The organism is Streptomyces sp. NPDC094034, from assembly GCF_040303865.1.
In the GTDB taxonomy this organism is placed as follows: domain Bacteria; phylum Actinomycetota; class Actinomycetes; order Streptomycetales; family Streptomycetaceae; genus Streptomyces.
Genome location: NZ_JBEOUD010000072.1, coordinates 1 through 25,346, shown reverse-complemented (window position 1 = coordinate 25,346; position 25,346 = coordinate 1). Strand labels below are relative to the sequence as shown.

The following is a 25,346-nucleotide window of genomic DNA, read 5'->3' as shown; positions in this document are numbered from 1 at the left end:
GCCCGGTTACATTCCGAACCCGGAAGCTAAGCCTCACAGCGCCGATGGTACTGCAGGGGGGACCCTGTGGGAGAGTAGGACGCCGCCGAACAATCATTGTGGGAATGCCCCGCACCCCTGTGGTGCGGGGCATTTCTGCGTTCAGGGACCGTATTAGGCTCGGTACATGCGCTATGAATTGATCATCTTCGACAATGACGGTGTCCTTGTCGACAGCGAGCCGCTCTCCAACACCATCCTGGCCGCCTATCTCACCGAGCTCGGCCATCCCACCTCCTACGAGGACTCCCTTCGGGACTACATGGGAGCCGCCGTTCATCGGGTCCATGACCTGGTGAAGGAGCGGACCGGTCAGCTTCTGCCCGCTGATTTCGACGACACCTTGCACGCCCGTGTCTTCGCCGCCTTCGAGCGGGAGTTGGAGCCGGTCGACGGTGTGACCGAGGTGTTGGAGAAGCTGGCCGGTGACGGGGTGTCCTACTGCGTCGCCTCCTCCGGGAGCCATGAGCGGATCCGTGTCGGGCATCGGAAGGCCGGGCTGAGCCGATGGTTCGAGGACAGCGTCATCTTCAGCGCGCAGGATGTCGGGCGGGGCAAGCCGGCACCCGACCTCTTTCTCCATGCCGCCGAGCGCATGGGCGTGGTACCCGAGCGCTGCGCGGTGGTGGAGGACAGCCCCCTCGGGGTCCGGGCCGCCAGGGCCGCGGGCATGGATGTGTACGCGTTCACGGCGATGACGCCGGCCGACCAGCTACCGGGCGCCACCGGATACTTCAGCAGGATGGCCGAACTGCCGGGCCTGCTCGCCTGATTCGTGCCCGGTTCCGCCATGGGATCCGCCTCTGAATCGGCAGTGGGATCTGCCGTGGCATCCGCCATGGGATCCGTCGCGGGCTGCATTGTGCGCTCTGTCTACCCATGGGTAGAGGAGAGTCCTACGCTGTCCCGCCATGACAGACGCGCGATTGCGGCACGGTCGGCTCTCTCTGGCGCTGAGCTTCTTCGTCCAAGGGGTGACCTTTGCCCTGCTCGTGACGCGAATCCCCGCCATCCAGGACCGTTACGGGATATCCGATGCGCTCCTGCCCGCCTTCCTCGCCGCCGTGCCGGTTCTCGCCGGCGTCGGCAGTGTCGTCACGGAGAAGCTGGTCGCGCGGGTGCGGCCCGGGGTCGTGTTGCGCTGGGCGCAGCCCCTCGTACTGCTGGCGCTTCTCGGTGCCGCGGCCGGTGGCGAGGTGTGGCAGCTCGGCATCGCGCTGGCGGGGTTCGGGCTGTCGGTCGGTGCGCTCGACGCGTCGATGAACATGCTCGGGGTGAGTCTTCAGCGGGCGTACGGCCGGAGCATCATGCTCGGTTTCCACGCCGCGTACAGCCTCGGCGGGATTGCCGGGGCCTCGTTGGCCTGGGCCGGTGCGCATGGGGATCTGCCGCTGCTGGTGTCGTATCTCCCGGTGGTGGCCGTGCTGTTGCCGGCCGCGCTGATCGGCAGCAGGTGGTACGCGGACGCGGAATCCGGCCCGGCGGAGGCCGGTGGGTCGGCGGGTGCCGCGAGCGAGCCGGTCGCGTTCAAGCTGCTCCTGCCCCTCTGCCTCGTCATGGCCTTCGCGTATATCGGTGACTCCACCGTGTCGAACTGGAGCGCCAAGTATCTCCAGGATGTCCTCGGCGGCTCGGAGGAGCTGGCGACCGTTCCGTACAACGCCTATATGGTCACCACCCTGCTGGGGCGTGCGGTCGGGGATCTGAGTGTGCGGCGGTTCGGTCCTGTGGCCGTCGTGCGGTGCGGGGCACTGCTCGCGGGGGCCGGGTTCGCGGTGGTCGCGCTGGCGTCCGCCGCCTGGGTGGGCATCGTCGGGTTCACGATGCTCGGGCTCGGGCTGTGTGTGATCGTTCCGCAGACGTTCGCGGCGGCGGGACGACTGTTTCCCGCCGCGAGTGACACGGCCGTGGCACGCCTCAATATCTTCAACTACGTGGGCTTCCTGATCGGATCGCCGCTGGTGGGGGCGGTTGGGGACCTGTGGAGCTACCGGGGCGCGATGCTCCTGCCGATGGTGATGGTTTTGGTGACGCTCGTGTACGCCCGCTCGTTCGGAGAGCGGCAGGACCGATACGGTGGCGGGCATGAGCGGCCGCGCACGGTTGATGTGGGATGACGCAGTAACGGGATACGACTTCGGGCCCAGCCACCCGATGGATCCCGTACGACTCGTGCTGACCATGGGGTTGGTGCGCGCGTACGGGCTGGATCGGGCGGCGGACGTGGTGGCGGCGCCGGCCGCCGGGGATTCGACGCTGCGTCTCGTCCACCAGCAGGAGTATGTGGACGCGGTACGGCGGGTGTCGCTGGATCCGCGCAGTGCCGATGGGGCGTACGGCCTCGGCACGCCGGACGATCCGGCCTTCGCGGGGATGCACGAGACATCGGCGCTGATCGCCGGGCAGTCGGTCGGTGCGGCCGAGGCGGTGTGGCGCGGGGAGAGCGCGCACGCCGTGAACTTCGCCGGCGGGCTCCATCACGCCATGCCCGGTGCGGCGTCCGGGTTCTGTATCTACAACGACGCGGCCCTGGCGATCGCGCGGCTCCTGGAGCTGGGCGCGGAACGGGTCGCGTACATCGATGTGGACGTGCATCACGGGGACGGAGTCCAGACGGCGTTCTGGGAGGACCCCCGGGTGCTGACGGTGTCTCTGCACGAGCACCCGCGGACGCTCTTCCCGCAGACCGGCTGGGCGGAGGAGACCGGCGGCGGCGCGGGCGAGGGCAGCGCGGTGAATGTGGCGCTGCCCGCGGGAACCGGGGACGAGGGCTGGTTGCGGGCGTTCCACTCGGTGGTGCCCGAGCTGCTGGCGGACTTCCGGCCGCAGGTGCTGGTGACACAGCACGGCGCGGATACGCATTTCGAGGATCCGCTGGCCCATCTCGCGGTGTCGCTCGACGCGCAGCGTGCGGTGCAGGCGTCCTGCCATGACCTGGTGCACGAGTATGTGGACGGGGGGCGGTGGGTCGCGCTGGGCGGCGGCGGGTACGCGGTCGTCGATGTGGTGCCCCGGTCCTGGACGCATCTGGTGGGGATCGCCGCGCACGCGCCGATCGATCCGCTCTCGGAGGTGCCGGAGTCCTGGCGGGACGAGGTGTACGCGCGGACGCGGCAGCTGGGGCCTGGGCGGATGACGGACGGGCGGACGCCGGCCTGGCAGCCGTGGGAGGCCGGATACGATCCGGCGGACCGGCTGGACCAGGCGGTGCTGGCGACGCGCAAGGCGGTGTTCCCGCTGCGGGGGCTGCTGGCGTAGCGGGCGGCGGGCCCGACTCCCTCCCCTCCCCTTCCCGTCACGGCTCGCCGGTGCGTCGGTTCGCCAGTGCGTCGGTTCGCCGGTCCACTGGTCCGCCGTTACGCCAACTGTGCGGTGAATCAGGGGTTCCAGCCCGCCGGAGTGCCGTGAGCGGCAGGATCGACCGGGTGTTGAGCACCGGAGCGCTGCGCGCGCATCTGCTGGCGGCCAGACTGGCCGGACCCGTGGCCACCTCGCGCGAGGCGAGTCTGCGCAGCTACCGTCTCTTCGCCGCACGCGATCCGCGGGTGATGCTCGGACTCGATCCGGAATGGGCATGGAATGAGCAGGACTTGCTCAGGCTCATGGCTGACAAGTGTGGAGTTTCCGCTGATTCCGATCATGTGTCGGGTCCTGATGTCATCGATCCCGAGCGGACGCTGACCGCGCTGGACGCGTTCGCCGGCCGGCTGGGCGCCGTGGCGGAGCGGAGGGCTCCGGTGCTGCTCGGGACGGGGCATCCGCATCGGCTGCTGGGGTTCTACGCGGGGCTCGCAGACGCTTTGTCGGCGGCGGGATGTCTCGTTCTCACTCCCGCGCAGGGGCGATCTGTCGACATAACGACCCGGTTCGGGGTACGTACGTACAACCTTGACTACGTACGGGGAGTCGCGCTGATGCGGGAGCCCGGCGTGCGATGCGCCGGGCGTGAGACCGGCGCGCACACCCATTCACCACTGCCGGTCCGGGTGGCTCTGGAGGGGGTGGCGGAGTCCGGGGGCCCGCTGCCCGAGCTGGTCGTGGGGGATCACGGCTGGGTCTGCGGGGCAGGTCAGCTGGGCATTGAGGCCATCGGTCTCGCCGATACGGACGACCCCGCGCTGTTCGTCGGGGAGGCGGAGGGGCGGGTGTCCGTCGCCGTTCCCCTCGATGACGCCGTGCGGTCTGATTACTACCGGCCGCTTACGCGCTATGTACTCAATCGGGCGTGTCTGTCACAGTAGGCGGCTGAAGGCTGCTCCTCTTCCCCACTCGCATCACCCGCCCCTAGTCTGGTGAGTGAGCGCACAGCGACGAAGAGTTACCGGAGGGGAAGCCGGTGGCCGTCGCGTGCGGAAGGTACAGGTGGGTCATGGCTGCTGGCAGCGAGAGGCCTCTCAACGAGGTCAAGTTCCTTACCGTGGCGGAAGTCGCCTCAGTGATGCGAGTGTCGAAGATGACCGTGTACCGCTTGGTGCACAGCGGTCATCTGCCGGCGATCCGGGTGGGCAGGTCATTCCGGGTTCCGGAGCAAGCGGTTCACGAGTACCTCCGCGAGTCATTTGTGGGGGTCGAGTCTGCGTGATGCCGAGACCGGTACGGCTCGTTCCCCGTCGCGACGTGTGTCGCGACGGGGTGCGTGGCGCCGGGAGAATCACCTCGGGTGTCCCTCGGATTACGTCCCTCACTCGGCGGCGGGTAGGCTAGGCCGACGTAGGTCGTGTGGGCCCAGACGCCCCGCACCGAGTGAAGAGAAGTGAGCGAGGGTAGTCGTGGGCTCTGTTATCAAGAAGCGGCGTAAGCGGATGGCCAAGAAGAAGCACCGCAAGCTGCTCAAGCGCACCCGCGTTCAGCGTCGCAACAAGAAGTAGCGGCAGCTGTTCGTGCATTCGCGGCCCTTCCACCGGCATGGTGGGAGGGCCGCGGTGTTTGCCGGTCAAAGAAATGGTGTGACGCGTCGTGCGGTCACCCTGGCGCGATACCGACCCGATACGGTGGCGGCCACGGAGACTTTCAGGGGAAGGCGCTGATCTTGGGCAAGGTCGTGCTCGTGACAGGAGCGGCCCGTCAGCTCGGAGGCCGTTTCGTACGGCGCGTTCAGCGCCATTCCGATGTGGACCGGGTCATCGCCGTGGACGCGGTCCCACCCGCGCATGAGTTGGACGGGGCGACATTCGTCCGCGCGGATATCCGGCAGCCGGTTATCGCGCGGATTTTGGCCGAGCACGGAGTCGACACCGTCGTCCATCTGGATGTGACGGGCACTCCGCTGGGCTCCGGCGGACGTGCCTCGGTCAAGGAAACCAATGTCATCGGCACGATGCAGTTGCTCGGCGCCTGCCAGAAGTCGCCGACGGTGAAGCGGCTGGTGGTCAAGTCCAGTACGAGTGTGTACGGTTCCGCGCCCCGTGATCCGGCGATCTTCACCGAGACCACGCCGCCCAAATCGCTGCCGAGCGGCGGCTTCGCCAAGGACGCGGTGGAGGTCGAGGGGTACGTACGCGGGTTCGCGCGCCGCAGACCGGATGTGGCGGTCTGTGTGCTGCGCTTCGCGAATATCCTGGGGCCCGCGGCGGATTCGCCGCTCGCCGAATATCTGTCGCTGCCCGTGCTGCCGACGGTCTTCGGTTATGACCCGCGGCTCCAGTTCGTCCATGAGGACGATGTGGTCGACATTCTGCTGATCGCCTCCGACGAGCCGCGGCGCGGAACGCTCAACAGCGGGACCTTCAATGTGGCCGGTGAGGGTGTGCTGCTGCTCTCGCAGTGCTCACGGCGGCTGGGGCGGCCCACGGTGCCCGTTCCGCTGCCCGCCGTGACCTGGGTCGGTACGGCGCTGCGCACGGTCGGGATGACGGACTTCGCGCCGGAACAGATCAGGCTGCTGACCCATGGCCGGGTGGTCAGCACCGACCAGATGCGCGAGACACTGGGCTTTGTGCCTCGGTTCACGACCGCGGAGGCCTTCGCGGACTTCGCGCGCGCCCGGGGGGCCGGGTTGCTGCCGCCCGAGGCGGTGGCCCGTACCGTCGACCGGCTCTCCCCTCTCGTCAGCAAGGAGCGCATCTGACATGGCTGATGCCAAGGTCCTCCCCTTCGGTGATGAACCGAGGTCGAGGCGTGGATCCGCCGGCGGCCGGCGGCGGCGAGGAGACGCCAACGACGGAGCTCCGAAGCGCTCGCAGGTGCCGGGAGCGGGATCGGGTCCCGTACGTGAGCCGGGACCGGGACCGCTGGCCCCCGTACCGGAGCCGGAGCCGGCAGGGGAGCCGGAAGCGGAAGCGGCGCCCGACGGCGGCTGGGAGCGGCGGCTCGCGGGCGGGCTGGCGTTTGTGCGCCGACGGCTCACCGGCGAGTACGACATCGACGAGTTCGGGTACGACAAGGAACTCACCGACCAGGTCCTGATGTCGCTGATCCGGCCGCTCTACGAGAACTACTTCCGGGTCGAGGTGAAGGGCATCGAGAACATCCCGTCGGACGGCGGCGCGCTCGTGGTGGCCAATCACTCGGGGACGCTGCCGTTGGACGGGCTGATGATGCAGGTCGCCGTGCGCGACAACCATCCGGCGGACCGGCATCTGCGGCTGCTGGCGGCCGATCTGGTCTTTGTGCTGCCCGTGGTCAACGAGCTGGCGCGGAAGGCAGGGCACACCCTGGCGTGCGCGGAGGACGCCGAGATACTGCTCCGGCGTGGTGAGGTCGTCGGGGTGATGCCGGAGGGCTTCAAGGGGCTGGGCAAGCCGTTCGGTGACCGGTACAAACTTCAGCGGTTCGGCCGGGGCGGGTTCGTGTCGACGGCGCTGCGCGCGGGGGCGCCGATCGTGCCGTGTTCGATCGTGGGCGCCGAGGAGATCTATCCGATGATCGGCAACTCGCGGACGCTGGCCCGGCTGCTGGGCGTGCCGTACTTCCCGATCACACCGACGTTCCCCTGGCTGGGTCCGCTCGGGATGCTGCCGCTGCCGACGAAGTGGACGATCCAGTTCGGTGAGCCGATCCCGACGGACGGCTATCCGCCCGAGGCGGCGGAGGATCCGATGCTGATGTTCAATCTGACGGATCAGGTCCGCGAGCAGATCCAGCACACGCTCTACAAGTTGCTGGTGCAGCGGCGGTCGGTGTTCTTCTGAGTTTCTCCGCGTTCCTCCGAGTTCTGCGTTTTCTCTGCGTTCTTCCGAGTTCTTCCGCGTTCTTCTGAACGACGGCGTGTAGGAGGGCATGCACGAGGGGCGGTGCTCCGGCGGAGCACCGCCCCTCGTCCGTACCGCCGCTGACGGTTACTGACCGCTGATCACTGATCCGCGTCCTCTGCCTTGAAGCCGAGTCCCGGCAGCAGATCCGGCAGCAGCGGCGGGATCGTGACGTCCGGTCCGGGACGGTCGGAGCTGTCCTGGTTCTCGGACGGGGACGGTGTGGCGCTGCTCTGCGGCGGATCGAGCAGGCCGCCCGTGCCACCGCCGAGCAGGCCCTCCTCGGACGCGCTGTCCGAGTCGGGCGCGGAGGGGTCGGGCCGGTCGCTGGTGTGCGAGCCGCTTCCGCCGCCCTCGCTCGGTGCGGGCGGCGAGGGGTGGCTCGGACGGTCGGAGCCGGCGGAGTCGGGTGTGGAGCCGGGAAGCGTGGCTCCCGCCTGCTTCTCCGGTGGCCGCGGCAGCAGCGACTGGAGCGGAGCGACCTCTTCGTCTATGGCGTCGAAGACCGAGCTGACTTCGTCGCCGACGTCCGTCAGCTGGACCGGCAGCCGCTCGCGCAGCCCGTTCCAGGCCTGGCGGTGCGAGGCGGAGAACGAGGAGAGGGTGGCGATCGGGCCGAGTGAGCCGTCCCGTTCGTATGCCTGATGGAGCAGGCGGTGGCCCTCCGTGGCGTCGTGCTTCATCCCGCTCAGCGTGCGCCGGATCTCGCCCATGGATTCGTGGTCCAGCCGGCCGGAGCGGCCACGCTCCATCAGTCGGCGAGTCTCGCTGAGCCGGGTCGAGGCGTGGTCCAGATACAGCTCGCCTCGGTCGGACTCGTCGTCCGCCAGATTGAGCTTGAAGTCCTCCATTCCTCGTTTCAGCCCGTACAGCGAATCACCGGGCAGGGCGTCGGAGCTGGCGGCGGCGACGCCGCCGAAGGCGCCCGCCGCCACACCGACCGTGAGTCCGCCCGCCGCAAGGCCCTTGGACCAGCGGGATCTGGGGCGCAGTCTCCGGAGGCGGGAGGCCCGGTGGGCGCCCCGTCCGGACTTGCGCTGCTCCGGCACCGTAGGGCCCGGAGTCGCCCCCCCGGCGGCTGTGCCCTCCAGCAGCATGGCCTCCATGGCTGCCACGAGCTGTGCCCGTTGCACCATTTTGACCTCGGGGTCCAGCGTTGGTTTCGGCAGTTCACCGAGACCACTCGCCAGGGCCAACAGCCGCCCCTGTTCGGCCGGTTCGGCCGACTCGGCGGGCTGTTCGGCCGCCGCGCCCTGGACCGTCTGGTCTTCCAGGGCCTGGGCGAAGGCGTTCGCCCGCCGGTGTGCCGAAACGTTCGCGATCACTGGCGGCACCTCCTCTCGTCATGACGATCGACTCCCCTGGGGGTCCGGAAGGTTGCACGCCTTGAGCACATCCACACGATTGAGTGAGTGGCTGCGGGCATGGCGTGACCGCAGGGAGCCTGCATCTCGCACAACGAGCGGCGCGGCACATGGGTTACGCGCGAAGGATGATCGGACCAGCGCGTCACCGAGGCGTCACCGAAGGTGAGTTGGGTCCGAGGTGGGGGGTGGGCAGAGGGGGGACGGCCGGCTGGTGGAGGGTGGGGGGACAGCGGCGGTCAGCGGGCGTCTTCGGGCAACAGCCGGGCCAGTGTTCGTACGGCTCGGTACTGCAAGGTTTTGATCGCTCCTTCGTTCTTGCCCATGACGCGGGCCGTCTCGGCGACCGAGAGACCCTGTAGGAAGCGCAGTGTGACGCACTCCTGCTGCTGCGGGTTGAGCTTGCGTACGGCTTCGAGCAGCGCCGCGTTCGAGAGGGACTCCAGGACGGAGTCCTCCGGGCTGCGCTCCACCTCGTTGGCGTCGAGCATTTCGCCCGTGGTCACTTCGAGTCGGAAGCGGCTCGATTTGAAATGGTCCGCGACCAGGTTCCGGGCGATCGTGACCAGCCAGGCGCCGAAGTCGCGCCCCTGCCAGGTGAAGGTGGAGATCCGGCGCAGGGCGCGCAGGAACGTCTCGCTGGTGAGATCCTCCGCGGTCGCCTTCCCGCCCACGCGGTAGTAGATATAGCGGTAGACGGTGTCGCTGTACTGGTCGTACAGCCGGCCGAAGGCCTCGGCCTCACCGGCCTGGGCGCGCTCGACGAGGTCCATCATGCGGGCGCTGTCGCTGTCGGCGCTGGGTCGGCGGGCGGTGGTCGAGGCGGCGGTGCTGCTTCGGCTTCCCCGTCTGCCGACCGCCGCACCGCCGCTCGCCAGGGCATAACAAGGACCGATAGGGCCGCTCACGGCAGGGGCCGGTGCGGCGAGGGCGGGGACGGCGTACGCGGTGGGGACGAAGCCGCGCAAGTGGTCGAGGACCGTTGCGCGCAGCGTAGCCAGGCCCGAGGCGTCAACCCCGACGTGTGGGTACACGGGACTCCCAGAGGCAGAGCTTCCATCACGTGCAGTGCGGGACCGTTCACTCGTCGTGGCGACGTGTGGGGTCCGGTATGCGTCTGAGGAGAATAACGCTTCGTACAGGCAGTGCTACACCCAGTTGCTCAAATCATCGATTACGTCGCTTCCATGACGCCTAAGCGGCGTATCTAGTCGCACATCGTGACCATTTACTGATCGGATTGCGTCAAGATCTGTCTGCTCTCGCGATGGGTTGTGCCTGAGTGACGGATGTACGTACGGCCCCGCGGGGAATCCCACAGGGCCGTACGTGTCGATTTGTCGCCCGGCGGCGTGTCTCCTGGGCGTGTCTCTCGTTGCGGCCGGACCGGACCGGATCGGACCGGCGCGGCGGGTCAGCGGCGGCGGCGGTGGAGGGCGACCGCGGCGACCGTGCCCCCCGCGAGGGCGCCGACTCCGGCCGCCGCCGGGATGCCGACCTTGGCCGCCTTGCGGCCGGTCCGGTAGTCGCGCAGCCGCCAGTCCAGCCGGCGCGCGTGCTTGCGGAGCTTGGTGTCCGGGTTGATGGCGTACGGGTGCCCGACCAGCGAGAGCATCGGGATGTCGTTGTGCGAGTCGCTGTACGCCGCGCAGCGGTCCAGGTCGAAGCCCTCGGTGGCGGCCAGGGCGCGGACGGCCTCGGCCTTGGCGGGGCCGTGCAGCGGTTCGCCGACGAGCTTGCCGGTGTACACGCCGTCGATGGATTCGGCGACGGTACCGAGGGCGCCGGTCAGGCCGAGCCTGCGGGCGATGATCGTCGCGGTCTCGACGGGCGCCGCCGTCACCAGCCAGACCTGCTGCCCCGCGTCCAGGTGGGCCTGGGCGAGCGCGCGGGTGCCCGGCCAGATCCGGTCGGCCATGTACTCGTCGTAGACCTCCTCGCCGATGGACATCAGCTCGGAGACCCGGTGGCCCTTGACGATGGACAGGGCGCTGTCGCGGGCGTCCTGCATGTGCTCGGGGTCCTCGACCCCGGCCACCCGGAACCAGGCCTGCTGCCAGGCGAACCGGGCGAGTTCGCGGCGCTGGAAGAACTTCCGCTTGTACAGGCCGCGGCCGAGATGGAAGATCGCGGCGCCCTGCATCACCGTGTTGTCGAGATCGAAGAAGGCGGCGGCGCGGTTGTCCCCGAGCACGGGGAAGTCGGGCACCTTGTCCGCCGTGGCGGCGGCCTCGGCCTCCGAGGCCGCGTGCGACTCCTGTGTGGACCTGAGTCCTGCCTCGGCTGCGGCCTCGCCTGCGAGCACGCTCCGTGCGGTGGCGGAGCGCTTACGGGGGGTGAGCCATCCCAGTGCGGCCATATCGTGAGCATAGCCAGTCTGTTCGGTACTTCCCGACGTGTGGGGATGCCGTGGAGTGAACTCTCCACGGCTGGTGCGTTAATCCGCTGATCGTGTGATCCGGTTCCAGCTGTGGATGGCCGGCGCCACCGCGTCCGGCGCGGGCGGAGAATGGCCGCATGAGTCCTCTGCTGCGACGTATGACGAAGAAGAAGGCCGCCGAGCGGATGGTGACGCTCGTCTCGAAACCCGGATGCCATCTCTGTGACGACGCCCGCGCCGTCGTCGAAAAAGTGTGCGCGGAGACCGGAGCATCATGGGAGGAAAAGGATATTACGCGCGACGAAGAGCTGCATCGCGCGTACTGGGAGCAGATTCCGGTTGTCCTGGTGGACGGGGAGCAGCACACCTTCTGGCGAGTCGACGCCGATCGGCTCCGCCGCGAACTGGGGGGCTGAAGGGAAAGACGGTTACCATCGTGGGCGCTTTGCTGGGTTTCTTCTGGTGATCATGCTCCGGACCGCGAGGGTGGTCCCGAGGTGACGCCGGGCGTCCGGGGATCGGTCCCGGGAGGCAGGGGGAGCGGTCTCGGGGGCGTATTCGTTGAGGAGTGTGTGCGGTTTTGCCCCCTTCGTGTGTGCAACGGGTTGACGTGGTCCCCGGTTCCGTCATGGCGGGATCGAGGTGCGTGACCCCGGTCACTTTGCTCGGACAAAGCGGACACAATCTTTGTGCACGCGTTCACAAAGACATAACCTGCATTCGACGGGGCGGTCCAGGGACATACGACCGCCTGCAGCCTCGCTCATCCCGCAGGAGCACCGTGGCAACTGGCCGAACTCACCGACCGGCGACTCGTAGCCGAGGAATCCCCGAGGCCACCGTCGCCAGGCTTCCGCTGTATCTGCGGGCGCTGACCGCTCTGTCCGAGCGTTCCGTACCCACGGTCTCCTCCGAAGAGCTCGCGACCGCGGCCGGGGTCAACTCCGCCAAGCTGCGGAAGGACTTCTCCTATCTCGGTTCCTACGGGACGCGCGGTGTGGGCTACGACGTCGAGTATCTCGTCTACCAGATCTCCCGCGAGCTGGGGCTGACGCAGGACTGGCCGGTCGTCATCGTCGGTATCGGTAACCTCGGCGCCGCGCTCGCCAACTACGGCGGATTCGCCTCCCGCGGGTTCCGGGTGGCCGCGCTGATAGACGCCGATCCCGCGATGGCGGGCAAGCCGGTCGCCGGGATGCCGGTCCAGCACACGGACGAGCTGGAGAAGATCATCACCGACAACGGCGTCTCGATCGGGGTCATCGCGACCCCCGCGGGCGCCGCGCAGCAGGTCTGTGAGCGGCTGGTCGCCGCCGGTGTGACCTCCATCCTCAACTTCGCGCCGACGGTGCTCTCGGTGCCCGACGGCGTGGACGTACGCAAGGTCGACCTCTCCATCGAGTTGCAGATCCTCGCCTTCCACGAGCAGCGCAAGGCTGGTGAGGGGGCCGCCGCGGAAGCGGCGTCGGCCGCCGAGCGCGGGGGCGCGGCAGACGCCGTGGACATGAGCGCCACGGATGTGGACGCGCCGGAGGCGGGCGGCGCCGCCGTGAACCGGAAGGGACCCGACGGGGACGTCCCCGCGGTGATGCCGGCATGAGCCTCCTGGTCGTCGGAGTGAGCCATCGCAGCGCACCCGTGAGTGTGCTGGAGCGGGCCTCCCTTGCCACCGACACACAGATCAAGCTGTTGCAGGACTCGCTCGCCGCGGAGCCCGCGACCGAGGCCGCGGTCCTCGCCACCTGCAACCGCATAGAGCTGTACGCCGACGTCGACAAGTTCCACGCCGGGGTCGCCGAGCTGTCCACGCTCCTCGCCCGGCACAGCGGCGTCGGCCTGGAGGAGCTCACCCCGTATCTCTATGTGCACTACGAGGACCGGGCCGTCCACCATCTCTTCTCGGTGGCCTGCGGGCTGGACTCGATGGTCGTCGGCGAGGGCCAGATCCTCGGACAGATCAAGGACGCGCTGGCGCTGGGGCAGGAACTGCACACCGCGGGCCGACTGCTCAACGACCTCTTCCAGCAGGCCCTGCGGGTCGGCAAGCGCGCCCACAGCGAGACCGGGATCGACCGGGCCGGGCAGTCGCTGGTCACCTTCGGCCTGGAACAGCTCGCGGCCGGCGCGGCCGTGGACGCCTGGGCCAAGAAGAAGCGCGCGCTGGTGATCGGCGCGGGCTCGATGTCCTCGCTGGCCGCCGCGACGCTCGCGCGCCTCGGCGTCGACGAGATCGTCATCGCCAACCGCACGGCCGCGCGCGCCGACCGGCTCGTACAGATCCTGACCGAGCCCGGCTCCACGGGCGTCCTCGCGCGCGCCGTGGACATGACCGCACTCGCCGACGAGCTGCCGCGCGCCGATGTGGTCGTGTCCTGCACGGGCGCGACCGGTCTGGTGCTGACCTACGGCGCCGTCGAGACGGCGCTGCATCGCCGTACGACCCAGCTGGCCCTGCTCGACCTCGCCATGCCCCGGGACATAGACGCCGCCGTGCACCGCCTCGGCGGGGTGCGGTTCGTGGACATCGAGTCGCTGGCCGAGGCGTCCGCCGACGCCCCCATGGCCGCCGACGTCGATCAGGTGCGCACGATCGTCTCGGACGAGGTGGCGGCCTTCGGCGCCGCACAGCGCGCCGCTCACATCACACCGACCGTGGTCGCGCTGCGCGCCATGGCCGCCGATGTGGTGAGCAGCGAGGTCGCGCGCCTCGAAGGCAGACTCCCCGGTCTCGACGACAAGCAGCGCGCCGAGATCACCAGGACCGTGCGCCGCGTCGTCGACAAACTCCTGCACGCGCCCACCGTGCGGGTCAAGCAGCTGGCAGGCGAGCCCGGCGGTGCCGGGTACGCGGACGCGCTGCGCGAACTCTTCGACCTCGACCCGCAGACGGTCGCCGCCGTCAGTCGGGCCGACCTGAATGACACCGACGGTGTAGGCAGAGGGCGAGTATGACCGAGAAGGCACTGAGGACCGAGAAGCCGCTGAGGCTCGGAACCAGGCGCAGCAAGCTCGCCATGGCCCAGTCCGGCCAGGTGGCGGACGCCGTGCGGGAGCTCACCGGCCGGCCGGTGGAGCTGGTCGAGATCACCACGTACGGCGACACCTCCCGCGAGCATCTCGCGCAGATCGGCGGCACGGGCGTCTTCGTCACCGCGCTGCGTGACGCGCTGCTGGCGGGCGAGGTCGACTTCGCCGTGCATTCCCTCAAGGACCTGCCGACGACCCAGCCCGACGATCTGACACTGGCCGCCGTGCCGCGCCGCGAGGACCCCCGGGACGTGCTGATCGCACGCGACGGGCTGGCCTTCGAGCGGCTGCCGGCGGGCGCCCGGATCGGTACGGGGTCGCCGCGCCGGATGGCGCAGCTCAACGCGTACGCGCGCAACCACGGCCGCACCATCGAAACCGTACCGATCCGCGGGAACATCGACACGCGGATCGGCTATGTCAGCGACGGGGAGCTCGACGCAGTCGTGCTCGCCGCCGCCGGGCTTCACCGCATCGGCCGGATCGACGAGGTGACCGAGTTCCTGTCGGTCGACACGGTCCTGCCCGCCCCCGGCCAGGGGGCCCTTGCTGTCGAGTGCGCCGCGGTCAACGTGGACCTCGCCGCAGTGCTCGCCGAGCTCGACGACCCGTACACCCGGGCCGCCGTGACCGCCGAGCGTTCCCTGCTCGCCGCCCTGGAGGCCGGCTGTAGCGCACCCGTGGGTGCGTTGGCCGACCTGCTGGCCGACGGACAGGTTGTCAACGAAATGCGCCTGCGCGGCGTCGTCGGCACGACCGACGGCTCGACGCTGGTGCAGCTGTCCACCACCGGTCCCGTACCCACGTCGCACGGCGACGCCATCGCGCTCGGTCGCGAACTCGCGTCCGAGATGCTCGCCAAGGGTGCGGCCGGTCTTATGGGGGAGCGAGCACTTTGAGCCCCACCACCTCTGACCTTCCAGCCTGCTCCGCATCGGGGCACGTCACCTTCCTCGGTGCCGGACCCGGAGATCCGGGTCTGCTGACACTCCGCGCCGTCGAGGCGCTCGCGGGGGCGGATGTACTGATTGCCGAGCCTGATGTGCTCGAAGTCGTACGCGGCCACGCCAGGGCGGGTGTGCACACCCCTGCGCTGACGGTTGTTGACGATGTGTCAGCAGCCGCCGGGATCCCCGCGATCCGGGATGCGGCCAATCTTGTCATGGAGGCCGCGCGGGGCGGCAAGCGGGTCGTGCGTGCGGTCTCCGGTGACCCGGGGCTGGACGGCGACGCGGGCACGGAGATGCTCGCCTGTGCCACCGCGGGCATTCCCTTCGAAGTCGTCCCCGGCATCGCGGCCGCGGTCGGTGTGCCGGCGTACGCCGGGGTACCGCTGCGCGACGCGCAGGGCACGGACGTACGGCTCGTGGACGCCAGGACCGCCGGTGAGCGGTGCTGGACCGAGCTCGGCGCGAGCGACGGCACGGTCGTCGTCTCCACCACCCTGGACTCGGTCGCGAGCGCCGCCGGTGAACTGGTCACGGCCGGCCGCAAGCCGGACACCCCGATGACCGTCACCGTCGCCGGTACGACCACCCGTCAGCGCACCTGGAACGCCACGCTCGGCACCATCGCGCAGATCCTGAAGCAGGCGAAGGTGCTGCCCTCCCCGGAGGGACACCAGCCCGTCATAGCCGTGGTCGGTGAGCGCAGCGCCGCCGCACAGCGCGACCAGCTCGCGTGGTTCGAGTCCAAGCCCCTGTTCGGCTGGAAGGTGCTCGTCCCGCGGACGAAGGAGCAGGCCGCGTCGCTCTCCGACCAGCTCAGGTCGTACGGCGCGGTCCCGCACGAGGTCCCGACCATCGCGGTCGAGCCGCCGCGCACACCTCAGCAGATGGAGCGCGCGGTCAAGGGCCTGGTCACCGGACGCTACGAGTGGATCGCGTTCACCTCGGTCAACGCGGTGAAGGCGGTACGGGAGAAGTTCGAGGAGTACGGGCTCGACGCCCGCGCCTTCGCCGGGATCAAGGTCGCCGCGGTGGGCGAACAGACCGCAGCTTCGCTCGTGGACTTCGGGGTCAAGCCCGACCTGGTGCCGTCCGGCGAACAGTCGGCGGCCGGGCTGCTGGAGGACTGGCCGCCGTACGACCCGGTCTTCGACCCGATCGACCGAGTGTTCCTGCCGCGCGCCGACATCGCCACCGAGACGCTGGTGGCAGGGCTGATCGAGTTGGGCTGGGAGGTCGACGACGTCACCGCGTACCGCACGGTGCGCGCGTCGCCGCCGCCGGCCGAGACCCGTGAGGCGATCAAGGGCGGCGGCTTCGACGCCGTGCTCTTCACCTCGTCCTCGACCGTGCGGAACCTGGTCGGTATCGCGGGCAAGCCGCACAACGTGACGGTGATCGCGTGTATCGGCCCCGCGACGGCGAAGACCGCCGAGGAGCACGGGCTGCGCGTGGACGTCCTCTCGCCGGAGCCGTCGGTGCACAAGCTGGCCGAGGCGCTCGCCGCGTTCGGCACGCAGCGCCGTGAGGCCGCGAAGGAGGCAGGCGAAACGGTCACGCGGCCGAGCGAGCGCAGGCCGGGCAGCCGTAGGCGCCGTACGACCTGAGGCCCGTGCGGCCTGAGGTGTGTACGACCTGAGGTCCGTACGACCTGAGGTGTGTACGGCCGCGTGCCGGGCGGGGGCGTTGAACGAAGCGGGGCCGGGTCGCCGAAGCGGCCGGGCCCCGTCGTCGTTTCCGCGTTCCGTCGTCGTTTCCGCGTTCCGCCGTCGTTTCCGCGTTCCGCCGTCGGTTTCCCGGTCGCGGTGTCGGTAAAGGGGCGGGGATGCCGGGTTTATGGTCGAAGGTGGTCCGACGGCCGGCCGGGCCCCGACGAAGCAGCAGACCCAAGAGGCGACTGACGATGACTGTGCACGGATCCTTCCCCGGCTCGCGGCCCCGGCGGCTGCGGGTGAACCCGGTGATGCGACGGATGGTGGCCGAGACCCGGCTGCACCCGGCGGATCTCATCCTTCCCGCGTTCGTACGCGAGGGCATCAGCCGGCCCACCCCCATCTCCTCGATGCCCGGCGTCGTCCAGCACACGCTGGACACGCTGCGCAAGACGGCGGTGGAGGCGGCCTCTGCCGGCGTCTCCGGGATCATGCTCTTCGGCGTCCCCGAGGAGGCCAAGAAGGACGCGACGGGTACGGCGGGCACGGACCCGGACGGAATCCTCCAGGCAGGGATCCGCGCCGTACGGGAAGAGGTCGGTGACGACCTGGTCGTCATGTCCGACCTGTGTCTGGACGAGTTCACCGACCACGGCCACTGCGGGGTGCTGGACGGCCTGGGGCGGGTCGACAATGACGCCACCCTGGAGCGGTACGCCGAGATGGCCCAGGTCCAGGCCGACGCGGGCGCCCATGTGGTGGGCGCCAGCGGCATGATGGACGGCCAGATCGGTGTCGCACGCGACGCGCTCGACACGATCGGCAGGGAGGACGTGTCGATCCTCGCGTACACCGCGAAGTACTCGTCGGCGTTCTACGGCCCGTTCCGGGAGGCCGTCGGCTCCGCGCTGAAGGGCGACCGCAAGACCTACCAGCAGGACCCGGCCAACGCCCGGGAGTCCCTGCGGGAACTGGCGCTCGACCTCGAAGAGGGCGCGGACATGGTGATGGTCAAGCCCGCGCTGCCGTATCTGGACATTCTGGCGCGTATCGCGGCCGAGGTGGACGTGCCGGTCGCGGCGTACCAGATCTCCGGCGAGTTCGCGATGGTCGAGGCGGCGGCGGAGAAGGGTTGGATCGACCGCGACGCGGCGATCATGGAGACGCTGACCGGGGTCAAGCGCGCCGGGGCGAACATGATCCTGACGTACTGGGCGACCGAGGTGGCGGGGAAGCTCTGACACCGGGGCACTGGCGCCCGGCCGTGGGGCCGGGCCGTGGGGCCGGGGCTCTGAGGCCGGGTCTCTGAGGCCGGGTCTCTGGGGCAGGGTCACAGGGCTGATCGGGGCCCCGGCCGCCGTTCGGGCAGGGGCCCCGATCAGTCGGGGGTGTCACTGGGCGAGGCCGTCACCAGGTGAAGCTGTCACCAGATGAGGGCGTCGGCCATGTTCGCCTGCCAGTACGACACGGACGTGGTGTCGGAGATCATCGTCCCCGCAGGGAGTGTGATCGGGCCGTAGGAGGAACCCACCGAGCCCTGGTTGTCGCGGCCGGGGAAGTGGATGATCAGCTGCTCCACCGGGATGTCCGGGGACCCGTCGCCGCCCAGGGCGACCGAGGCGTAGGCCGACTGCCCCGGGGCGAGGGTGACGACCGCCTGCGGCTGGCTGTCCTCGTTGACCTGGGTGGGGGCCTGGGCGTCGTCGAAGCGGAGGGCGGGGGCGTAGTAGGCGTCGCAGTTCTTGCCACCGGTGTTGGTGACCGTCAGAAGAAGGTGGTTGATCGGGCGGCTGACCTGGCTGACCTTGACCTTGGCGTTGTCGCCCGTGCAGGCGGTTCCCCTGGCGGGGGCCTCGGCGGAGGTGTCCTTGGTAGTGGTGTCCTTCGCGGTGGTACCGCCTCCGCTTGTGCCCTTGGATGTGGTGCCTGTGTTGCCGCTGCCGCCGTTGCCGCCGTCGCCGCTGATCTGGTCGGCGGGCGTCTGCTGCTCGTTGTCCGTCGGCGTCTGCTGGTCGGCCGGCGGCGTGCTGGACGACGCGGCGGCCGCGCCGGTGTTCTTCATGGCGTCGGCGGTGTCGCCGGACCCGCAGGCGGTGAGGGCGAGGGAGGCGATGAGAGCGGTGGCGGCGGCCGCGACGGCGCGGTGACGGATCGTACGCATAAGGATGGAGTCCCCGTTTCGGTGAGGTTGTCGAGTGATGCGTTCAGTGACGGTTGACGAGCATGATCACGACTGCCGTGGAGGCGATCACCACGACGACGGCCAGCGCGTCGACCAGGCTGATACGGAGTCGGGTTCTGATTTCTGCTCCCCGTTCGGCTGGCGCTGCACTCACCTTGCGGGGCGGCCGGAAGCGGCCGCAATCGGCAGGGGACAATGGGGGAAGCTGGAACGCTCACGCAGGCTCTGACCTGGGGAGACATGGTTTCCCTGGAACGCGTTCCCGGGACGGGCCGGCAGGAACCAGGGAGGGGAACAACGGGTGGCGACGACCGAGGCCGAGGCTTTCGCGGAACTGCTCAGGGGGCTGAAGGACCGCTCGGGGCGCAGTTACGGCGTCCTCGCCGGAAGGCTCCATGTCAGCACGTCCACGCTGCACCGCTACTGCAACGGCGACGCCGTGCCGACCGACTACGCGTCGGTGGAGCGGCTCGCGCGGCTGTGCGGCGCGAACGCCGAGGAGTTGGTCGAGCTGCACCGGCGGTGGATTCTCGCGGACGAGGCGAGACGGCGGGCCCGGTCGGCGCCGTCGGCCTCGCCGTCCGCCACCCTGGTGCCCGGGTCAGGGTCACCGGCGTCCGATTCGGCGGCGCCCGGCTCGGGGACCGACGGTGGCGGCGAGGCCGAGGCCCCGGCTGAGGCGGCTCCCGCAGCGGAGGCCGGCCCCCGGCCCGGCCCCGGACCGGGACGCGAGTCCGTGACCGAACCCGTACCCGTACTCGTATCCGAGTTCGGGCCCGAGTCCGAGTCCGGGTCCGGGCCCGAGTCCGGGTCCGGGCCCGAGTCCGAGTCCAAGTCCGAGTCCGGGTCCGAGTTCGTGCGCGGACCCGTCGCCGGGTCCCGCGTCGCCCGTTTCCCCCGTACCAAACGCCTGCGTCTTGTCCTCGCCGCTGTGGCGGTCGTCGCGGTCGTCGTACCCGCTGTCGCCTACGCAGGCAGACCGTCGAACGATGACCAGTCCGCCGCCACGGAGGTGTCGGAGGCTCCGTACCAGAGTGCGGAGGAGAACGCGTCGCCCTCCGCCTCGTCGGACGGCAAGGACAAGAAGGAGGCGCCGTCCGCCTCGCCCTCCCTCTCCTCCTCCCGGAGCGCGAGCCCGTCCGGTGCCCCCAGCGCGCGCAAGGACCCCCCGGCGGCGGGCAAACCCTCCAGTGACGCGGTGCCGGTGACGGTGGCGACCCGGCCGTACGCCTTCGAGGACCCGTGCAGTCAGCACTACCTCATCAACAGCCCGCCGGAGGCGGTCCCTCCGCCGCCCACCGAGCAAGACGCGCCCGGCTGGGTCGGGGCGCTCGGCGGGGTGGCGAGCGACGGTCAGTTCATCGAGCTGACCTTGCAGGGCACGAGCAGTGAGACGGTCGTGCTGCGGGCCCTGCACGTACGGATCGTGAAGAGCGACGCCCCGCTCGCCTGGACCGACTACGCGATGGGCGTCGGCTGCGGCGGCGGCGTGGGCACGAAGTCCTTCGCCGTCAACCTGGACGCGGGCAGGCCCAGTTCCGTACCGAAGGCCGGACAGCGGGACTTCCCCTACAAGGTCAGCGAGTCGGACCCCGAGGTCTTCTACATCTCCGCCAGTTCGAAGACGCGGGACGTCAGCTGGTACCTGGAGCTGGACTGGACCAGCGGTGAGCGGCACGGCACGATCCGCGTGGACGACAACGGGAAGCCCTTCCGTACGAGCGGGTCGGCGGGGCGTCCGACGTACAACTACCCGCCAGGTGCGTCGGAGTGGGAGAAGCCCCTTGACGGCTGACGGCTGACGGCTGACGGCTGACGGCCAGCGGCTGACGAAGGTATTGCATCGAGCGTTCCAAAACCTGTAGCGTGCCGGTCATGGCCAGACCGAGGACATTCGACGAGGACCGGGCCCTGGACGCGGCGATGCGTACGTTCTGGGCGAACGGCTACGAGGCGACCTCGACCCAGGACCTGTGCGAGGCCACCGGGCTGGGACGCAGCAGCATCTACAACACCTTCCACAGCAAGCGCGACTTGTTCAGACGGTCCCTGACGCGCTACGTCGACATCATGACCATGCGGCAGATCCACATCCTGGAGGATCAGGAGCGGCCGACGGTGGAGCGGATCGAGGCGCTGTTCGAGGCCATCATCGAGGGCGAGTTCGCGGTCCGCGCGGGGGCCGGTGACGCCGGTGGTGGTGAGGGTGGCGGTCGCAGTCTGGGCTGCCTGACGGTCAATACGACCGTGGAACTCGCCGGACGCGACCCGGACGCCGACGCCATCCTGGATCGCGATCTGGCGCTTCGGCTCGCCGCGCTGCGGGTGGTCCTGGAGGCCGGGCAGCGCGCGGGTGAGATCGGCTCCTCGCGGGACGCGGGCGAACTGGCCCGGTTCCTCAACGCGGTGATCGGCGGCATGCGGGTGTCCGCTCAAGGGGGCGCGGACCGCGCCGCGCTGGAGTCCATCGCGGCCATCGCCCTGGACGCGCTCCGGCGCTGACCCGCGCGGGTGTCCCGCGCGGATGTTCCGCGTACGCACAGGGGGCGCGCTTGTGTCTGCCCAAATTTTGAACTGACTGATCCAAAATAATCGTCATCCCCATACCCATCCTCATCCCCATCCTCATCACGGGAGCCATTTGCCATGCCCCGCGCCGTGTATGTCCTCGCCTTGGGCATCTTCGCCATGGTGACCAGCGAGTTCGTGGTCGCCGGACTGATGCCCCAACTCGCCGACGGGCTGGACGCGACCGTCCCGCAGATCGGCTACCTGATCACCGCCTTCGCGGCGGCCATGGCTTTCGGAGGGCCCTTCCTCACCGTCGCGCTCCTGCGGACACGGCAGAAGAGCGCGCTGATGATCCTCTTCGCCGTCTTCCTGGTGGGCAATGTGCTCGCGGCGACGGCCACCAGTTACGGCGTGATGCTGGCGGCGCGACTGATCAGCGGCGTCGCCTCACAGGCGTTCTTCGGGGTGGCCGTCTCGATCTCCGTCCAGCTCACCCGCCCCGAGATGCGGGGACGGGCCATCGCGGCGGTGATGAACGGACTGATGCTGGGCACGCTGCTCGGAATGCCGCTGTCCACCCTGATAGGTGAACGGTTCGGCTGGCGGGCCGCCTTCTGGGCCATCTCCGCGTTGACCGTCCTCGCCGCGCTCTGCACGATCGTCGGCGTGCCGTCCCTGGGCCGCGCCGAGGGAACAGGGAACCTCCGGGAAGAACTCGCGGTCTTCAGGAAGCGTCGACTGTGGCTGGTGTTCTCCACGAGCACGATGATCATCGGCGCGACCTTCGCCGCGTTCAGCTATCTCAACCCGATCATGACGGAGATCACCGGCTTCTCCACCGGAACCGTACCGCTGCTGCTCATCGCGTACGGCGCGGCGACCGTCATCGGCAACAGCGTCGTCGGCCGTCTCGCCGACCGGTACACGCTGCGCGTGCTGGGCGGCGGACTCGCCCTGAACCTGGCGTTCCTCACCGGGTTCGCGCTGTTCGCGGACGTACCGGTGCTCGCTGTTGTGTGCATGCTGGGCATCGGACTGGTCGGCGTCACCATGAACCCCGCGATGGTCACCCGCGTCCAGCGCACAGCGAACGCGCGCGCCTTGGTGAACACCGTCCACTCGTCCTGCATCACCCTCGGCGTGATGATCGGCTCGTCCGTGGGCGGACTCGCGATCAACGGCTTCGGGCTGCGGGCGCCACTGTGGCTGGGCACGGTGCTGGCGGCGGCCGGCCTGGTCACGCTGCTCCCCGAAGTCATACGGGGGCGACGAGCCAAAGGCGGAGAGGAGCCCGGAGGCCGGGCGGCGCCGGACCCGGCCGGAGTGTGCGTGCGTCAGTAGCGGTACTTCCGGCGCAGGTTCGCTACGCCGCCGCGCGCGGGTCCTCCATGTGATCGCTCTGGCGGGAGATGTGTGACGGTGTCGAACGTGTCGGAGAGAGTTGACATGTCGGAACTCTCCGACGCATAGTGAGGGGCATGGCGGAAGTCGATGTGTTCAGTGCCCTGGCCAACCCGGTACGGCGCAAGTTGCTGGAGGCATTGCGGAACGGGCCACGCGCGGCCGGCGATCTCGCCGGCGAGTTCGTGCTGAGCCGGTCCGCGGTCTCCGAGCACCTGACCGTGCTCAAGAACGTGCGGTTGGTGCGCGAGGAGCCGCGCGGGCGGCATCGCTACTACCACCTTGAAGCGGCGCCACTCGCCGAAGTGGGCGAGTGGCTGCATCCCTTCGAGCACTACTGGCGCGCCCGGATGGGCGCGCTGCGCGACCTGATCGACGAGGAGAACCCATGAGCACCACCGACCCGCAGATCATCCGCTGCGACCAGTTCATCGCCCATCCGCCCGCGACGGTCTGGCGGGCACTGACCGATCCCGAACTGCACGCGCGGTGGTGGGCCGCCGGTGATGTACGCCCCGTCGTGGGCCACCGCTTCACCCTCGACATGGGGCAGTGGGGACAGCAGTCCTGCGAGGTGCTCGCGGTCGAACCCGAACGCCTGCTCCGCTACAGCTTCGCCCCCGGCTCGCTGGACACCACGATCACCTGGCAGCTCCACCCCGAGGGCACGGGCACGCGCCTGTTCCTCGAACATGCCGGGTTCGACCTCGAATCCCCGCTGGGCAGGACCGCGTTCGAAGGTATGGGGGGCGGATGGCCGAGCATTCTGGGGCGCGTCGAGCCGGCCCTCGCGGGGGCGGGGGACAGCCGTTAGGGCCCGCTCTTCCTAGCGGGCCGCGAAGGTGGCGAAGGCGGCCCAGGCGGCGGGGGCGAGGGTGAGGGTGGGGCCGGTGGGGTTCTTGGAGTCGCGGACGTGGACGGCGTGGGGGCAGGGGGCGATTTCGAGGCAGTTGCCGCCCTGCTCGGTGCTGTAGCTGGACTTGTACCAGTCATAGGCGGCTTCGAGGCAGGCTCCGCCTGCGTCATCGCTGTAGCTGGATTTGAACCACCTAAGCGTCGTGCTCATTGCTCTCCTAGAAGCTCGTCCAGCAGGTCCCGGGACTCCTCGGGGGAGAGGGCCTGCGATCGCAGCATGGCATATTTCCGGGCCATGATGGACACCCTGTCGGGGTCGGAGACCCAGTGGCTACCCTGCTGCGACTCGGCGTAGGCGAGATGCTGGTGATAGGGGGTCTCAAGTACGACGAAAGGGCCACTGATTCCAGCGTGGTGTGTGCGGGCATGTGGTAGGAACTGGACTGTGATGCCCGGGAGTTCGGCGCACGTACGCAGGTGGTTCAGTTGTTCGCCGAAGACCTTTCGTCCGCCAAGGGGGAAGTGGAGGATCGGCTCCCAGAGGACGAAGTTGAGTGTCGGCGGGACCTTGCGCTGAAGGATCTCCTGGCGCTCCATGCGAGCGGCGGTCTTGGTCTCGATCTCATCCTCGTCGAATGCGGGAACGCGCGTGCCGAAGATTTCCCGTGTGTATGCCTCGGTCTGGAGCAGTCCCGGCATCACTTGGTTCTCGAACGAGGACAGTGAGATGGCCTCGCGTTCGTGGTCCACGTACTGCTCCGCCCACAGCGGGAACTGGTCGATCTCCGGCATGTTGGCCACCCCGACCGACAACGCACCCTTGGTGTCCAGCAGTTCGTCCAGTGTCTCCGCCAGATCCGCCTTCAGTGGCCGTCTGCCCTGCTCGATCGACGCGATGGTCTCCTCGTCCGCGACGACCCGTTCACCGAGGGATCGTTGCGTATAGCCCGCCGCCCGGCGGAAGGCCGCCACCTGGGCGCCCAGCATCTTCATCGCCGAGGCGTTCTTCTTCCTCGGATGTTTCCTGGGATTCATGCCGGCCCAACTCCCCACGTGCGCGCGTACTTGATCCTGGGACACCCCGTACAAAAGATCTGTACGGGGTCACCTGGTGCTCAAGTTTAGTTACTCTCCGCGACGATCGCTCCATGACTGCGACAACTCGCCACTCCGTACTCCGGGAGCGCTTCTTCCGCCGCGATCGCCGGTCCGTCCCCGCCGCCAGGATGTTCACCCACCAAGCTCTGGTCGACTGGGATTTGACCGAAGGCTTCCGCGCCGACGACGTCTTGCTGTGCGTGAGCGAACTCGCCACGAACGCGCTGCTGCACGGGGTGCCGCCCGGCCGGGGGTTCCGGCTGAATCTGGGGTACGACGGCGACGTACTCCGTGTCGAGGTGCATGACAGCGGCCCCGGCGTCCCCCGGATCGTTGATGAGCCGGACGGTGAGGGCGGACGCGGGCTGCTCCTCGTCGCGGCGTTCGCCGACAAGTGGGGCGTGGGGGAGCGGAGTCCCGGCAAGGTGGTCTGGTGCGAGTTCGTGGTGGACCGGACGGAGGCCGACGAGACGACGCCCCCGGCGGTCACGCACCACGCCGAGGGCTGGCTCGGTCTCCTGTTGGCCCGGACTTAGTGCCTGCCCGGGGGTGTTGGGTGCGGGTTCGTGCCGAGGGGTAGTCGGGGTGGGCCGGGACGTGTGGATGCGGGTGGGGGCCGCCCCTGGGTCTGAGTTTCGCGGTTGCGGGTCGGGCGTCAAGGGCGCTCCTTCGTCGCGTCGGCTACGCCGATTCCGCTTCG

27 protein-coding genes and 1 rRNA gene are annotated in these 25,346 nt (G+C 69.3%); 21 read left to right on the top strand and 7 right to left on the bottom strand.

Features of this window, described 5'->3' with window-relative positions; translation table 11 throughout:
- The 9 genes from rrf to ABTZ59_RS35340 form a co-directional block, all read left to right on the top strand.
- Positions 1-91: ribosomal RNA gene (rrf, locus tag ABTZ59_RS35380) — 5S ribosomal RNA — on the top strand; the annotation flags it as partial.
- Positions 92-166: 75 nt separating this feature from the next.
- A complete protein-coding gene (locus ABTZ59_RS35375; RefSeq protein ID WP_351424573.1) occupies positions 167-811 on the top strand; it encodes an HAD family hydrolase in 645 nt (214 codons plus the stop codon).
- 139 nt (positions 812-950) lie between these two features.
- A complete protein-coding gene (locus tag ABTZ59_RS35370; protein WP_351424570.1) occupies positions 951-2,156 on the top strand; it encodes an MFS transporter in 1,206 nt (401 codons plus the stop codon).
- Positions 2,125-3,297 (top strand): acetoin utilization protein AcuC, encoded by a 1,173-nt coding sequence (locus ABTZ59_RS35365; RefSeq protein WP_351424568.1) that lies wholly within the window; start codon positions 2,125-2,127, stop codon positions 3,295-3,297. The genes ABTZ59_RS35370 and ABTZ59_RS35365 overlap by 32 nt, the downstream gene beginning before the upstream one ends.
- A gap of 167 nt (positions 3,298-3,464) precedes the next feature.
- The gene (locus tag ABTZ59_RS35360; protein WP_351424577.1) at positions 3,465-4,280 is read left to right on the top strand and encodes a phosphatase; all 816 of its coding nucleotides are present in this window, start codon (positions 3,465-3,467) and stop codon (positions 4,278-4,280) included.
- Positions 4,281-4,408: 128 nt separating this feature from the next.
- The gene (locus ABTZ59_RS35355; RefSeq protein ID WP_014046653.1) at positions 4,409-4,621 is read left to right on the top strand and encodes a helix-turn-helix domain-containing protein; all 213 of its coding nucleotides are present in this window, start codon (positions 4,409-4,411) and stop codon (positions 4,619-4,621) included.
- 187 nt (positions 4,622-4,808) lie between these two features.
- Positions 4,809-4,907 carry a 30S ribosomal protein bS22 gene (locus ABTZ59_RS35350; protein ID WP_003948845.1) on the top strand — a complete coding sequence of 33 codons (99 nt, stop codon included), beginning with the start codon at positions 4,809-4,811 and terminating at the stop codon, positions 4,905-4,907.
- Positions 4,908-5,068: 161 nt separating this feature from the next.
- Positions 5,069-6,106: an NAD-dependent epimerase/dehydratase family protein gene (locus ABTZ59_RS35345; RefSeq protein WP_351424563.1), complete on the top strand. Its 1,038-nt coding sequence runs from the start codon at positions 5,069-5,071 to the stop codon at positions 6,104-6,106.
- A 1-nt stretch (position 6,107) separates the two neighbouring features.
- Positions 6,108-7,169, top strand: a complete 1,062-nt coding sequence (locus ABTZ59_RS35340) for a lysophospholipid acyltransferase family protein (RefSeq protein WP_351424558.1) — start codon at positions 6,108-6,110, stop codon at positions 7,167-7,169.
- Between the two features lie 161 nt (positions 7,170-7,330).
- Here the strand turns inward: ABTZ59_RS35340 and ABTZ59_RS35335 are convergent, their stop codons facing one another.
- From ABTZ59_RS35335 to ABTZ59_RS35325, 3 genes are all read right to left on the bottom strand, one after another.
- Positions 7,331-8,554 carry a DUF5667 domain-containing protein gene (locus ABTZ59_RS35335; RefSeq protein WP_351424556.1) on the bottom strand — a complete coding sequence of 408 codons (1,224 nt, stop codon included), beginning with the start codon at positions 8,552-8,554 and terminating at the stop codon, positions 7,331-7,333.
- A gap of 278 nt (positions 8,555-8,832) precedes the next feature.
- Positions 8,833-9,627: an ECF subfamily RNA polymerase sigma factor, BldN family gene (locus tag ABTZ59_RS35330; RefSeq protein ID WP_351424552.1), complete on the bottom strand. Its 795-nt coding sequence runs from the start codon at positions 9,625-9,627 to the stop codon at positions 8,833-8,835.
- Positions 9,628-10,007: 380 nt separating this feature from the next.
- Positions 10,008-10,952 carry an HAD family hydrolase gene (locus ABTZ59_RS35325; RefSeq protein WP_351424547.1) on the bottom strand — a complete coding sequence of 315 codons (945 nt, stop codon included), beginning with the start codon at positions 10,950-10,952 and terminating at the stop codon, positions 10,008-10,010.
- A 158-nt stretch (positions 10,953-11,110) separates the two neighbouring features.
- On the opposite strand from ABTZ59_RS35325, the gene ABTZ59_RS35320 reads away from it, so the two are divergent.
- The 6 genes from ABTZ59_RS35320 (at position 11,111) to hemB (ending at position 17,840) form a co-directional block, all read left to right on the top strand.
- The gene (locus ABTZ59_RS35320; RefSeq protein WP_351424542.1) at positions 11,111-11,389 is read left to right on the top strand and encodes a glutaredoxin family protein; all 279 of its coding nucleotides are present in this window, start codon (positions 11,111-11,113) and stop codon (positions 11,387-11,389) included.
- A gap of 365 nt (positions 11,390-11,754) precedes the next feature.
- A complete protein-coding gene (locus tag ABTZ59_RS35315) occupies positions 11,755-12,573 on the top strand; it encodes a redox-sensing transcriptional repressor Rex (RefSeq protein WP_351424539.1) in 819 nt (272 codons plus the stop codon).
- Positions 12,570-13,925, top strand: a complete 1,356-nt coding sequence (locus ABTZ59_RS35310; RefSeq protein WP_351424536.1) for a glutamyl-tRNA reductase — start codon at positions 12,570-12,572, stop codon at positions 13,923-13,925. The genes ABTZ59_RS35315 and ABTZ59_RS35310 overlap by 4 nt, the downstream gene beginning before the upstream one ends.
- Positions 13,922-14,899 (top strand): hydroxymethylbilane synthase, encoded by a 978-nt coding sequence (gene hemC / locus ABTZ59_RS35305; protein ID WP_351424526.1) that lies wholly within the window; start codon positions 13,922-13,924, stop codon positions 14,897-14,899. Before ABTZ59_RS35310 ends, hemC begins: the two co-directional genes overlap by 4 nt.
- Positions 14,896-16,554: a bifunctional uroporphyrinogen-III C-methyltransferase/uroporphyrinogen-III synthase gene (locus tag ABTZ59_RS35300; RefSeq protein ID WP_351424521.1), complete on the top strand. Its 1,659-nt coding sequence runs from the start codon at positions 14,896-14,898 to the stop codon at positions 16,552-16,554. The genes hemC and ABTZ59_RS35300 overlap by 4 nt, the downstream gene beginning before the upstream one ends.
- Positions 16,555-16,850: 296 nt before the next feature.
- Positions 16,851-17,840, top strand: a complete 990-nt coding sequence (hemB, locus tag ABTZ59_RS35295; protein WP_351424516.1) for a porphobilinogen synthase — start codon at positions 16,851-16,853, stop codon at positions 17,838-17,840.
- Positions 17,841-18,022: 182 nt separating this feature from the next.
- On the opposite strand, the gene ABTZ59_RS35290 is transcribed toward hemB, so the two are convergent.
- Together ABTZ59_RS35290 and ABTZ59_RS35285 are read right to left on the bottom strand one after the other, a co-directional pair.
- On the bottom strand, positions 18,023-18,760 hold the full coding sequence (locus ABTZ59_RS35290; protein WP_351424513.1) for a DUF4232 domain-containing protein: 738 nt from the start codon (positions 18,758-18,760) through the stop codon (positions 18,023-18,025).
- Between the two features lie 43 nt (positions 18,761-18,803).
- Positions 18,804-18,935: a hypothetical protein gene (locus ABTZ59_RS35285; protein WP_283958206.1), complete on the bottom strand. Its 132-nt coding sequence runs from the start codon at positions 18,933-18,935 to the stop codon at positions 18,804-18,806.
- Positions 18,936-19,082: 147 nt separating this feature from the next.
- Between ABTZ59_RS35285 and ABTZ59_RS35280 the strand changes: the two genes are divergently transcribed.
- The 5 genes from ABTZ59_RS35280 to ABTZ59_RS35260 all read left to right on the top strand — a co-directional run bounded on the left by ABTZ59_RS35280 (position 19,083) and on the right by ABTZ59_RS35260 (position 23,507).
- Complete coding sequence (locus ABTZ59_RS35280) at positions 19,083-20,576, top strand: helix-turn-helix domain-containing protein (RefSeq protein WP_351424507.1); 1,494 nt, start codon at positions 19,083-19,085, stop codon at positions 20,574-20,576.
- 80 nt (positions 20,577-20,656) lie between these two features.
- Positions 20,657-21,283: a TetR/AcrR family transcriptional regulator gene (locus ABTZ59_RS35275; RefSeq protein ID WP_351424504.1), complete on the top strand. Its 627-nt coding sequence runs from the start codon at positions 20,657-20,659 to the stop codon at positions 21,281-21,283.
- A 144-nt stretch (positions 21,284-21,427) separates the two neighbouring features.
- Positions 21,428-22,633 carry an MFS transporter gene (locus ABTZ59_RS35270; RefSeq protein ID WP_351424500.1) on the top strand — a complete coding sequence of 402 codons (1,206 nt, stop codon included), beginning with the start codon at positions 21,428-21,430 and terminating at the stop codon, positions 22,631-22,633.
- Between the two features lie 137 nt (positions 22,634-22,770).
- Positions 22,771-23,085 carry an ArsR/SmtB family transcription factor gene (locus tag ABTZ59_RS35265; protein WP_351424495.1) on the top strand — a complete coding sequence of 105 codons (315 nt, stop codon included), beginning with the start codon at positions 22,771-22,773 and terminating at the stop codon, positions 23,083-23,085.
- On the top strand, positions 23,082-23,507 hold the full coding sequence (locus ABTZ59_RS35260) for an SRPBCC family protein (protein ID WP_351424490.1): 426 nt from the start codon (positions 23,082-23,084) through the stop codon (positions 23,505-23,507). The genes ABTZ59_RS35265 and ABTZ59_RS35260 overlap by 4 nt, the downstream gene beginning before the upstream one ends.
- A gap of 12 nt (positions 23,508-23,519) precedes the next feature.
- On the opposite strand, the gene ABTZ59_RS35255 is transcribed toward ABTZ59_RS35260, so the two are convergent.
- Together ABTZ59_RS35255 and ABTZ59_RS35250 are read right to left on the bottom strand one after the other, a co-directional pair.
- A complete protein-coding gene (locus ABTZ59_RS35255) occupies positions 23,520-23,759 on the bottom strand; it encodes a DUF397 domain-containing protein (RefSeq protein WP_351424487.1) in 240 nt (79 codons plus the stop codon).
- Positions 23,756-24,583, bottom strand: a complete 828-nt coding sequence (locus ABTZ59_RS35250; RefSeq protein ID WP_351424484.1) for a helix-turn-helix domain-containing protein — start codon at positions 24,581-24,583, stop codon at positions 23,756-23,758. Before ABTZ59_RS35250 ends, ABTZ59_RS35255 begins: the two co-directional genes overlap by 4 nt.
- A 113-nt stretch (positions 24,584-24,696) precedes the next feature.
- Here ABTZ59_RS35250 and ABTZ59_RS35245 point away from each other — a divergent pair, with 113 nt between their 5' ends.
- On the top strand, positions 24,697-25,182 hold the full coding sequence (locus ABTZ59_RS35245) for an ATP-binding protein (protein WP_351424481.1): 486 nt from the start codon (positions 24,697-24,699) through the stop codon (positions 25,180-25,182).
- The last annotated feature ends 164 nt before the right edge of the window (positions 25,183-25,346 follow it).